Annotated in this window: 6 protein-coding genes, 1 tRNA gene and 1 pseudogene; 3 read left to right on the forward strand and 5 right to left on the reverse strand. The window is 68.8% G+C overall.

Annotated features, from left to right (window positions below; all coding sequences use genetic code 11):
- The first annotated feature begins 171 nt into the window (after window positions 1-171).
- Complete coding sequence (locus tag K415_RS0118050; protein WP_024288430.1) at window positions 172-672, forward strand: hypothetical protein; 501 nt, start codon at window positions 172-174, stop codon at window positions 670-672.
- 907 nt (window positions 673-1579) lie between these two features.
- Here the strand turns inward: K415_RS0118050 and K415_RS0118060 are convergent.
- Window positions 1580-2452 (reverse strand): hypothetical protein, encoded by an 873-nt coding sequence (locus tag K415_RS0118060; protein WP_024288432.1) that lies wholly within the window; start codon window positions 2450-2452, stop codon window positions 1580-1582.
- A 300-nt stretch (window positions 2453-2752) separates the two neighbouring features.
- On the opposite strand from K415_RS0118060, the gene K415_RS22180 reads away from it, so the two are divergent.
- The gene (locus tag K415_RS22180; protein WP_024288433.1) at window positions 2753-3019 is read left to right on the forward strand and encodes an AlpA family transcriptional regulator; all 267 of its coding nucleotides are present in this window, start codon (window positions 2753-2755) and stop codon (window positions 3017-3019) included.
- 345 nt (window positions 3020-3364) lie between these two features.
- On the opposite strand, the gene K415_RS0118070 is transcribed toward K415_RS22180, so the two are convergent.
- From K415_RS0118070 to K415_RS0118090, 4 genes and pseudogenes are all read right to left on the reverse strand, one after another.
- Window positions 3365-3721 carry a hypothetical protein gene (locus K415_RS0118070; protein WP_155859520.1) on the reverse strand — a complete coding sequence of 119 codons (357 nt, stop codon included), beginning with the start codon at window positions 3719-3721 and terminating at the stop codon, window positions 3365-3367.
- A 4-nt stretch (window positions 3722-3725) separates the two neighbouring features.
- The gene (locus tag K415_RS25045) at window positions 3726-9347 is read right to left on the reverse strand and encodes an RHS repeat-associated core domain-containing protein (protein ID WP_024288435.1); all 5622 of its coding nucleotides are present in this window, start codon (window positions 9345-9347) and stop codon (window positions 3726-3728) included.
- A 1465-nt stretch (window positions 9348-10812) separates the two neighbouring features.
- Window positions 10813-11118: pseudogene (locus K415_RS0118085) on the reverse strand (IS256 family transposase); the annotation flags it as partial.
- 269 nt (window positions 11119-11387) lie between these two features.
- A tRNA-Pro gene (locus K415_RS0118090) sits at window positions 11388-11461 on the reverse strand.
- Between the two features lie 293 nt (window positions 11462-11754).
- Here K415_RS0118090 and K415_RS0118095 point away from each other — a divergent pair.
- A complete protein-coding gene (locus K415_RS0118095) occupies window positions 11755-12087 on the forward strand; it encodes a superinfection immunity protein (protein ID WP_231494931.1) in 333 nt (110 codons plus the stop codon).
- Window positions 12088-12125: the final 38 nt, after the last annotated feature.

Below are 12125 nucleotides of genomic sequence, written 5' to 3' on the forward strand. Positions count from 1 at the left end.
CCAACGACTTCACCCGGTTGTGGGGTCGTGGGGCCCCGTCCCGCATGGCGCACACCCCGGTGCGTGCCTCCGCCGGGCGTCATAGTCACGCGCCCGCGGCAGATTCGGCCGGAAGGATGAACCACGCAGCCGACGCCTCATGCCGGGGCCCCGACCTGCGAGGATGAGTTCATGCCTCGTCGGAGCCGTCAGTTCGCCGCACTCGCGATCTCCGTCCTGGCGCTCGCCGGGTGCCAGGGCGGAGCCGACCCGAACGCCGCGCCGAGCACCACCGCGCCGACCACCGCCGCGCCGAGCACCGCCACGCCGACGGCCGGCGCGTCACCGAGCTGCAACCACCCGCCCGACACCGGGGGTGGCGACGGTGGGCTCGGCGTCGGCTTGGACTACACCGAGTCGCATCATGACTTCGGCGCCAGCGCCCCCTTCGCGCTGTGCATGGACCTTGAGGACGATGAAGTGTTCAGGGTCACCGGGAGCTCGCCGGAGGTCACTGTCACGCCGGAGGCCCTTCCCGGTCCGGGGACGCGGTTCACCTTCACCGTGACGGTCCACCGTGGGGCGACGGGAGGTCTCGACGTCGAGCTCGGCGGCGAGGCAGGGGGGGGCGGCATGACCTTCAATGGCCCGGCGATCGTGACCGACGAGACTGGGTGGAACTTCGGGCCCTAGGGGTGACGCGGCCGCTCCGCGCAGGTCGTGCCCCGCGCGACGTGCAGCCCGCCGCAGGACGGGCGGTGACGGACCCGTTGATGTGTCTGCGGCGAGGACGGCGAGAGCTCGGCTTCTCGCCGGTGGCCACGTAGATCGGCTGCCAGTTCGCGGCGTCGACGCAGTCCCTGATCGTCGCTGAAGCCTCTGGCGAGAGCACGATGTCGGAGACGACCGGCGCGAGCACCGGCTCACCTGGGATGGCGATGCCGTTCTCGCGCAGGGTGAAGATTGTCGTCTGCGCATCCGTCAGGGCGGTGTCGTCGGCGTAGACCTCGAGATTCGGGTCCTGCGGCCGGGTGGGGTCTGCGTACGACGCGACTTTCGCGGCCCAGTAGCCCCGGTACGCCTCAAGGATCGCTTCCTCGGCCGCGACGATCTCGGGGTCCGTGGTCGGGGTGGGAGTGGCGGTGCTCGACGTCGTGGTGGGAGTGGGTGTCACGGACCCTGTCGGCTCGGGTTCGGGCCCCGTGCACGCCGCGAGGATCACGGCCGCGAGGAACCCGCTCATGGCTGTTCGCCCGAACGTCGTTGTCGTCGTCATCGGAGACCCCCCAGTCCCGATCGCCCCGCACGACCTCCGCGGACGACGCTCTCGACCGCGACAATCCGCCCATTTGACACCCGTCCGCGGGATTCGGGAAGCCCCGGGTGGGCGGTCGCCTGCGAATTGATGCGTCCCGAGGTGGCATTCATGCCGCCCAGTGGACGGCTGCTCGGTGGTGCCGGTTGCCGTGGTCGAGTGGATCTGTGGATATCGCGCTCAGCGCGGGCGCTGTGCAGGAAGCCGGTGGGTCCCATACCTACTGGGGTGCACGAGATCACAGAAGACGCGACGACGCCGGCCACGAGTTCGTCGCGGCGACCGTCACGAGGGCGTCCCAACCGTCGACGTCCTCCGGTCGGCCGGGCTCGACGCGGCGGCGCGCTCGGCCTGGAGCTGCGGCGATCGCCAGCGCCTGCGGACAGTCGACTCGAGCGCCGCGCGGCCTGTCTGCGATTCCAGAACCCCTGCCCCCTCGCGGACCACGCGGGCGATCATCCCGGGCCACTGCGGACCACCGAGCAGCGCGACGGCCAGCCGGCGAACCCGCCACGGCGCGACACCGACGTCGGCCGACAGCGGCCGCCACCCGGTGCACGCCCCGGTCGACCCCACCGTGAGCCGGCCGTCGAACAATGCGTCGACGACCGCATCGAGCGCGACGTCGTCCCAGCCAAGCTCGACCAGCCGGTCGCGAAGGAGATCGAGGGCAGCGTCCAGCAGACCGCTCGCGCCGTCGCCGGCACCCGCTCGCGCCTCGATGAGGCCGGTCAGGTCGTCGACCGGCACTACCCGGGGATCGCAGCCCGAGTCCCGTGTCGCGTCGCGGATCTCCCAGGCGCGACGGACGCCCGTCGCGTACCGGGCGGCGAGCAGCTCGCCGAGCACCGCACGCCGCGCGGCGGCGTGGATCAGCGACCATGGCAGATCGGCCTCGGCGAGCCGCGGAGCGTTCAGCGCCTCCCATGCGGCCGCCCACCCCGTCGCCTCGGCCTCGTACGCGGCCGTACCGCGCAGGCCGAGCCCGACCACCATCCGGCGGATCATGTCCTGCCGGACGAACTCCAGGAGCCCACGCCCCGTGGGCCCGTCCCAGCCCTCCGCCTCGATCCGGGCAAGCGTGCGACGCAGCTGGTCATGGTCACGCAAGGTGATCCGCGTTCGGACGTCGCGCACGTCGTCGTCGAGATCGTTCATGGTCGCCTCCGGTGTCGTCATGGACACCGGCCACGGTGCGCGGGAGGTATTGCCAGAGGTCTGACCGCGAGAGTCACCGCAGGTCAGCGGGCTGCGGCGACTGGCTGGCGCGCCGTTTGGTCAAGCTTCTGGCAAGAGGCAGGGGGCCACATGCGCCCGTGGTCAGACCCGTGGCAAGAGGCAGGCGTCCTCGCTCGACTGCAGTCGCGGCCGGGTCACGGCGCTGCCGCTTCCGCGGTCAGACTCTTGGCAATAGCACCCGCCGACGATGGGGATCCGCACTGATCCCTGGAGGTCCAGATGAGCGCCCCGACCACCCTGCGCGTCACGATCCCGACACGCCGCCGGCCCCAGCCCGAGCAGGTCCTCGACATCACCGTCACGCCCGACGACCGGCTCCTGCTCTCCATCCCCGAGGCCGCACACCGCATAGGCATCTCCCGCAGCCAGATGTACAACCTGATTGCTGCCGGCCGGGTCCCTGTCGTCCACATCGGTCGCTCAGCCAAGATCCGCGTCGAAGCGCTCACCGCGTTCGTCCAGTCGCTGCCTCAGGCGCGCGGTTGAGAACCGTGGCAAGCGGCTCCAGGCCGCTAGTTCGCTGAACGGGCCGAGGCATCGCCCTTCCGCGACACTCTGGACGGTGCGCTCCGAACGCCACTCGGCCGCCTGAGGCTGGGTGACGGCCGAGCCGGTGATGACTAGCGCTAGTACGCGCGAGCGCACTCGACCACGGGTATCTCGACGCCTCGGACGATCCTGGCCCACCCCCGATCCGCCTCCTGGGCGTGCGGTTCGACAAGACCCCTCCCGTCGCGAGCCAGGCCGCTCACGCGACCTGAGACCCACCCACCGAGAGTGTCAACCAGACCGACAGCAATCCCCTCTGGCCGTTTCCTCGCCGCCTCGGTTCTAGTCAAACCCGAGCTCCTGATCGACGAGACTGCGGAATTGATCATGAAGGTCGCCCTCCGCGTTCAGCGGCGTCCCATCTCCCAGGAGGATCAGGTCCGTCACCTCGTTATCGACGGCGCGTACGCCGTCGAGCACAGCCAGGAGACCGAAGACAGATTGATCAACTGCCAGTCGAATGACCTCCTTGACTTGCTCAGCGCTCCGCTCGTCGAGCCCGTTGAACCAAGTACTCAGGGCAACCAGGTCGGGCCTGGGGCTGCGGCCGGGAGGTGTCCGCAGCAGCTTGATCACGCCATCGATCGCGGTCCGGTAGACGGCTATGTGGACCCCGTCCACGAAGCTGTGCGGATCCATGGCTTCACCCACCTCCAAATGAGTCCGGGTATGACGTCCGGATGAGGTCACGCAGTTGCTCGATCGAGCTCTCGGGTGTGCCAGTGTAGGCCCGCAGGTTGGCCATGTCCCGAGTAACGAGATCGCCTGGGCTTCCTGAGTAGCCTCCCTTCAGGTTGGGGATCAACCCGTGTTCTTCGGCCGGGAGTGCAATGGCAGGAGCGTTTCCGCGTGAGTACCCAGGGATGACCTGTGCAGCGGGCTGCGTCTGTGGCACGTGGTGGAGCTCGAGCTCATCGCCAACAACCGACCGCGCTCTCAGTCCATTGAAGGTGCCGACCTCGTACGCCTGCACGGCTCCCGTCGCCCCTCCCGCAGCGAGGGCGCCATTGCCGGTGATCGACACGAGTCCCGTGCCTGCTTCGGCTGCCCGCATGGTCTGGGTGGCCACGGCCATGCGTCCGATGAGGGCCTTGGCTGCTCCGCCGACGCCCGTGAGGAAGAGTCCGACGTTTGCGATCTGACCGCCGTGTCCGCCCCAGGTGTAGAAGTCGGAGCAGTCGTTGACGGCGCCGTCGATGCCCATGCGGATGCGGATCTGCTTGGTGACGCCAAGGGTGAGCGTGTCGCCGAAAGCCGCGCTCCAGTCGCCGGCGTCCTGAATCCAGTCCAAGCCCAAGGGGTCGGTGTACTGCAGGGGGTTGCCGCCGGTGTACCCGTAGGGGTTCTTGGTCTGGCCGACAAGTGGGTCGAGCGTCAGGAACTGTGCGGTCCCAGGGTCGTAGTAGCGGTTGCGGAGGTAGAGGTGGCCGGTGGGATCGGTGTACTCCCCGGCGTACCCGAAGCGGGTCACGTCACCGACCGGGCTGTCGGTGACCGTCAGGGGTAGGCCGTAGGTGTCGTAGTCGGCGTCGGCGGTAGCCTGGCCGCCGGTGTCCGTGGTGGTGCGGATCGAGCCGATGAGGTCGGTGTGCAGGTAGTCGACGTGCCCGTCGGCCAGGGCGACCTGGGCCAAGGGCGCGGTACCGGCCCCGTAGAGGTAGGCGAAGCTGGCGTCGGTCAGCAGCAGCGGAATGCCGGCGGCGGTGTCCCAGGTGAACTGCGCGACAACGGTCTCTGGGCCGGTGCCGGTAGTCGCCGAGGCGCGCAGGCCGGCGGCGTCGTAGGTGTAGGTGGTCGTCGCGCCGTCGGGGCTGGTCAGGGACGTGAGCCGGTTGGCCAGGTCGTAGGCCGCGGTGCCCGTTGCGGTGCCGGTCGGCCCGGTGGTGGTCGTCGTGATCCGGTTGCCTCGTCCGTCATACCCGAACGCCGTCAGGGTGCTCGTGGTCGGGTTGGTCAGACCGGTGATCTGACCGGCGGCGTCGTAATCAAGGGTCCGCCCGCCGGCCAAGGTCGTGAGCGACCCGGCGGTGTCGAAGGTGAACGCCCCGGCCTGGTCGCCGGTGATCTGAGCGATCCGGGCCAGCGGGTCCCAGGCGAAGGTCGAGGTGCTGGTCGTGACGGTCGGGGGTGCGCGGGCTTCGGCCGACCGGGTGGTGGTCTGGCTGGCCATCAGCCCGGCGTCGGTGTAGGAGTAGGCCAGCTCGAGCAGGTCGATCCCTGCATCGTTGGTCGTGGTGATGCCCAGGACCTGCCCGGCCGCGTCCTGCTGATAGTCGGTGGTGACCCCGTTGGGGTAGGTGAGCTGGTCGACCTGGCCGTCGCCGGTCCATGCGTAGGTGAACACCCGGTCGGCCCAGTCGGTCACGGTGGTCAGCTGCCCGGCCGCATCGTAGGTGCGCTGGACGCTCTGGCCGCTGGGGTAGGTCAGGTCCGTCAGCTGCCCGACCTCGTCCCACCCATACCCAACCGTCGTCGCACCGCGGGTCACGTCCAGGACCTGACCGAGCACGTCGTAGGAGTAGACGGTTTGCCCGGTCCCGTCGGTTGCGGTCGTGGCCCGCCCGGCGGCGTCGTAGGTGTAGGTCACGTCCGGGGTGGTGTCGGAGTAGTCGATGCCCACCACCCGACCCACCGCGTCATGGGAGTACGAGGCGTGCTGGGCGTCGGGGTAGGTGACCCTTGCCAGCAGTCCGGCCCGGTCGTAGGCATAGGCGGTGGTCCGCCCGGCAGTATCGGTGGACGTAGCCCGCCGGCCTGCGGTGTCGTAGGTGTAGGTCGTGGAGGCCCCGGACGCGTCGGTGTAGGCGGTGACTTGCCCGGCGGCGTCATAGGCCCACGCCACGGTGCTGCCGTCGGCCCGCTCCAAGGCCACCGGCCGGCCCGCGTCGTCATAGGTGGTGTTCACCGCACGCCCGTCGGCATCGGTGACCGTTACCGGCCGGCCCGCCAGGTCGTAGGCGCTGACCGTGATCCCGCCCAGGGGGTCGGTGACGGTCAGGAGCTGGTCGACGACGTCGTAGGTGTAGGTGGTCCGTGCACCGGAGGCGCTCACGGTGGCCACGACCCGACCCCCGGCGTCGTACTCGGTCCGACTGATCCGGCCCAGGGCGTCGGTCAGCGCAACCGCCCGACCCAGGGCGTCGTACTCGGTGCTAGTCGTGGCACCGAGGGCGTCGGTCAGGGTCAGCATGCGCCCGGCACCGTCATAGGTCATCGTCGTGCGACTCCCCGCGGCGTCGACGACCGCCACCAGCTGCCCCGCGGCGTCGTACTCGCGCAGGCTCTGGGCCCCCAGCGCGTCAGTGACCGTGGTCGGTCGCCCTGCGGCGTCATAGGCCGTGGCCACGATCGCACCCAACGGATCGGTACCCGAGGTACGTCGGCCAGCCGCGTCGTAGCTGAACGTGGTCGTGTACTGCGCCGGCGAGGCGCCCGGTGCGGTGCCGCGTGGATCGGTGGTGGCCACCACGCGGCCGAGCTCGTCGAACTGGGTGGCCAACTGGGCCCCATCCGGGCCAGTGACCGTGGCCAGGTAGCCGTGCGCGTCGTAGGTGAAGGCCGTGACCCGTCCCAGCGGGTCGGTCGTAGTGGCGATCGTCCCGTCCGGGTTGACCGTCATCGTCGAAGCCGCACGATCCGGGCCGGTGCTGCCGGTCACGTTCCCGTGCTCGTCATAGGCAAACGACGTCGTCTCCGCCGCGGCATTGGTCACCGTCAGCGGGTTGTTCCACTGGTCGTAGGTGGTGGTCGAGACCCGACCCAACGGGTCGGTGACACTCGTGCGGTTGCCTCGGGTGTCATAGGTGAATCGGGTCACCCGAGCGAGCGGGTCGGTGGTCGCGATCACCTGGTTCGTCGGCCCGTAGGTGTAGTAGGTCGTGGCCTCCAGGGCCGTGCCTGCCGCTTGGGTTTCTGAGCGCACCTGACCGTCGGAGTACCGGTGGATCTTGACCGAGCCGTCAGGTTCGGTGATCGTCGTCTGACCGGTGGCGTAGGCGAATGTGATTGTGCGACCCAGCGGGTCGGTCTGGGAGGTCACACGGTTGGAGCTGTCGTAGACGTTGGTGGTCTGCCCGCCGTCGGCGTGGGTCAAGGCAACGACCCGGTGCGCCGAGTCGTACTGGTAGCCCAGACTCGACCCGTCGGGCTGGACGACCGCGACCAGGTCCCCGGCAGGCGAGTACGTGTAGGACACGGTCCGGCCGGTCTGGTCGGTGGCCGACGCGATGCGCGCACCGGACCAGGCGAAGTCGATCGTGCCACCGCGACCGTTGGACACCTGAGTCAGGTGACCTGCAGCGTCGCGGGTCAGGGCGATGCCCTGGCCGTTGCGGTCCTGGGCCCGGACAAGCAGCCCCTCGGCGGAGAACAGGTAGTCCTGGTTCTGCTTGCGCACGAACGTGAACGTGCCGTCGCCGTTCGCCGCCAACGTCGCCAGTACGCGTGCCGGGGCCACATATGAACCGTCCGCCGCCTTGGTGAAGATCAGGACGCTGCCGTTCTCCTGATCCACCTCGATCGCCGACGCGTCAGCCAAGGTCGTCCCCGTCGCCCCAGGAGCGACCATCAAGCCCATGTGGAACGACGACGACCACCCATTGCCGAGCTCACCGTCAACATCCTTGAGCGTGGTCGAGAAGGTTCGCTGGACCGCAAGGGGTGCGCCGAGACCCGGGATCGACAGGTCGGTCGTCGACTCCCAGAACTCGCCGGTCCGCGTGTTCACCGGGTCGCCACCACACAGATCGGAGCAAGGCTCGGACGGGTTCGATCCGCCCGCGGTCTCCTCAAGCGTGGTAGGACCGGAGGCCACCGCCACAGCCTCACTGCGGACGGGGCCGAAGACAGCGTTCGAGGGCGGCGCCATGTCCTCCGGTTCGCCCACGGTCAGGTATGCCGTGTAGGTGTGCAACTTCTCATCGAGGAGGGGCCAGGCCGCTGAGACCGTGTTCGTGGACCCGTCCCAGTCACCCGGCTCTTGCCACGTGACTAGATCTCCGGTCTCGTCATAGAAGGCGACGTAGAACGGCCGACGGGTCGGCACGTTCAGGTCCGCGGCTACCCACACGTAGTGGGATTGCCGAGTTAGCACAGGTGTGAGCACTCGCAGTGAATCGATCCTCACTCCCCCGTTCGTCCAACCCAGACCTGCTAGCTCGGGGGAGGTGACGCCGCCGCTGACTGCAGCTATCCCAGGCCCACCGGGCGAGGGCGGGATCCCCGCCGTCAGGTAGGCCGTATAGGTGTGCGACTCGCCCTGTGCGAGGGTGTCGGAGACCGCGCAGGTGTTGCTGGAGGTCGACGGGAGGCAGTAGCCGACCCTAGTGCCGGTCTCGTCGTAGACCGCCATATGGAACGGGGACGACGGCTGGTTGACGTTGGCGACGATCCGCGCCGAGTTGGCGCTGTTCTGGTAGACGAATGGTGTGAGCGCCTTCACGTCGGTGATGGTGATCCCGGTGTCGGTCCAGCCAAGCCCGGTGACCGGCGCTGAGGCGACGCCGTCGCCGATCTGGCTGAGGCCGGGACCGCCGGTGGTCGGGGGGACGCCCGGGGCGGTCAGGTAGGCGGTGTAGGTATGCGACTCGCCCTCGCTCAGGGTGTCCGAGACCAGGCACGTGTTGTAGTCGATGTACTGCGAGCAGTACCCCACCCGCGTGCCTGTCTCGTCGTAGACCGCCACCGAGAACGGGAAGAGGTAGGCGTGGCTCAGGTCGACAGCAACCCGCACGTCATCGGTTGCGGCATTGCGATGGACCACCGGGGTGAGCACAGTCACCGACTCGACCTTCACCCCGGCGCTGGACCAGCCCAGACCGGTCACCGTAGGTGAGGCCACTCCCGCCCCGACCTGCCCTGCACCCGGCCCACCAGCAGGCGCAGGGACTCCGTCTGTGACGTAGGCGATGAGGGTTTGCGACTGGCCCTGGTGAAGCTCGGCGCTCACTGCGCACACGCTCGTCATCCCCTGGCAGTACGCCACCCTCGTGCCGGATTGGTCATAGACCCCGACGTAGCGCGGATACACCGGCGCGTTCAGGTCGACCGCCACACGGACCTCCGCGGTGTTCTCAAACACCAGCGGGGTCAGCACTGTGACCGTATCGATGGCGGGCACCGTGTCCTCGTTGACCGCGGGATCCTTCCCGGTGTTGGTCACGGTGACGGGATCCGAGGAGACCCACGGGTCCACCGGACCACCGGTCGGCGCCGGCTTGGAGGCCACGAGGTACGCCCTGTAGGTGCGCGCTGCGCCGTTGTTCACGCGTACGGAGCCTTCGCAAGAAGCTGCGTTCCCGCAGCTCAGGGCCAACGTTCCCGTGTCGTCGTACACAGCCGTGTAGGAACCGCCCGGCAGCGTTCGGTCCCACTGCACCCGCAGCGCCACATTCGGCGCGTCCTCGGTGACCTGTGTTGTGGAAGCCGCGAATGAGACCAACGACCTGGGCGCCTCCCAGCCGGTGCTGGCCACGCTGATCGGATCCGAGGCGGCCCATGGATCCACCGGCCCCCCCGCAACCGCCGGAGCACCCCGAACCAGATAGGCGACGTATGTTGAGGTCCCTCCGACCCCCGGACGCAACCCTCCCTCGCAGAATGTGCTCGTGCTGCAGGAGAAGACCAACGCGCCGGCGTCGTCGTATACAGCCGTGTAGAAGCCGGACGGCAACGCGTGGTCCCACTGAACCCGCGCTACCGCGGACGGTGCGTTGCCGCTCACCTCGCCCGTCGAAGCAACGAACGACACCAATGAGACCGGGACTTCCCACCCGCGGTTGGCCACCGTCAACGACTCCGTAGTCAGAAGCGGCGCAACCGGACCGCCCGTGTCCGCAGGCTGTTGCCGCACAACGTGCGCGGTATACGTGCGCGACTGCCCTTCGGGAGGGCGCACCTGCCCCTCGCAGTGCCCTGTCGAGCTGCACGAAAGAGCCAGCGAGCCGGTGTCGTCGTACACCGCCGTGAAGTACCCCGACGGCAGCGAACGGTCCCACTTGACAGACAACGTCGCGTTCGGGGCGTTCTCCGTCACCTGCGTCTTCGAGGCTACGAACGAGACCAGCGATACGCCGGCTTCCGGACCGGTGTTCTCCACCTTCACCACGTTGGACATCGCCAACGGCAGCACCTCGTCAGCGGTGGCCGGCGGGTCTCCATCCACCAGATAGGCACGGTAGGTGACGGACACGCCCTCCGCGGGTCGCACAGTGAGCGTGCAGTCAGTTGAGCTGCACGTCTTCACTAGCTGCCCGGAGCCGTCGTAGACACCGACCTTCTGCAAGCCGACGAGTGCTCCACTCAAACGAGCTCTCAGATAGGAGTACGGCGCGTTCTCCGTCACCTGGTAGGCCGACGCCACGAACGAAAGGAACCACGGGTGGCTTACCGTGGTCGTGGACATCGGCGCAGGAGCCGACGCCAGCCCCATCTGAGCAATGCTCGTCTCCGCAGGCGAGGCCGGAGTGCCCGCAAGGGACGCGACCGCCCCGCCCCCGGGTACGACGCCGGCGACCAGAGACGCCACAGCCCCCGCCACGACAGCCGCCTGGCGAACCGACCGCACGATTGCCCCGATGCCCTGTGCCACACGGACCCCCGATGTCACGTCACCACTGACAGCAGCAAACTATCGGCATGACTCCGCCAAGAGGCGGCTTCTTGGGAGAACGTCACCCGAACGGCGCTGATACCGCCCTCGAACCCGGCCACCGTCAAGCCCTGGCGTGGGGGGCCGCCTCGGCGCGGCGGCGCCGCTCCAGCAACCAGTCGGGGAAGTAGGTCCCGGCGCGCAGCTTGGGGATCGCCACGTCCATCGTCCCGACCCGGGTGTCGAAGTCCCGATGTCGGTAGCCGTTGCGCGTGTTGGCCCGCTCCGGGCTCCGGGCCCCGTACTCGGCCCCGCAGATCGCGTCGGCCTCGGCGCCCATCAGCGTTTCGATGAACGTGGCCACCAGGTCACGCAGCAGGTCGGGGCCGGCGTTGGCCAGGTGCTCGTGCAAGAAGCGGGCAGGGTCCAGACTTGGGACAGCGGTCATCGCGGGTCCTTCTCTCGAGTCGACTTGGTAGGTCCCTCGAAGAATCACGCGGTGGCCGCCACTTCGTCTACGACGCCCTCACCGACGAGGGCTGATCGCACACCACTCTGCGGGACGCCACGCGCATGGTCGGAGCACTGCGCTGTCCATCCGCACCAGTTCGACGTCCATGTTCATCCAGGGCGTACTTAGGCTTACCAATAGGCTTACCAGACGCCAAGAGGCCCGCCCCGCCGAAGCGGTGCGGGCCTCTGACCTGCAAAGACACGTCGGGATGACAGGATTTGAACCTGCGACCCCTTGACCCCCAGTCAAGTGCGCTACCAAGCTGCGCCACATCCCGTGCCGGTCCTTGGGACCGTGAGCACTTTACCGCACCGGTCGGGCCCCGACCTCCAGGCCCCCACCGAGCGGACCGCCACGCACGCACCCGACGAGCCGCAACACCGTGCGTCAAGGCGCCCCGAGCGTCACGTCCGCCGTGGGATCGTAGCTCTGTCCACACCCGGTGGACTGCGGACCTCGAGCAGGATGGGCATGAGTCAAATCCAACCGTACGGCGCGTCCGAGCAGGTCAGAGCCGTTCCACCGGCGTCGCCGGACACCTTTGGTTGGCCCGCGCCGTGGGTGCCTTACGTGACGGACCAGCGCCCGATCGACACGGGAATCGTGATCGTGGCGTGGGTCCTGACCGTGCTGACCGGTGGCTACCTGCTGCCCTGGGCCGTCGCGGCGACCAGGGGCAAGGCCGACGCCGGCTCGATCGCGCTGATCAACGTCCTCCTCGGGTGGACGGTCATCGGCTGGATCGCGGCTGTCGTCCTGGCCTGCATGCCGCACCGGATCGTCGGTCCGGCACCTGGCGTCCCGGTCGTCTGGCCACCGGTGGCCGGCTGGTACGCGGCGCCGGACGGGTACGGCCGGCAGTGGTGGGACGGCGCCGCCTGGACCGACCACCGCGCGCCGTGACCCAGCACGGCGCAGCGTGATCGCAGCCGCGATCAGCG

The sequence above is a fragment of the Cellulomonas sp. KRMCY2 genome, assembly GCF_000526515.1.
GTDB lineage: Bacteria > Actinomycetota > Actinomycetes > Actinomycetales > Cellulomonadaceae > Actinotalea.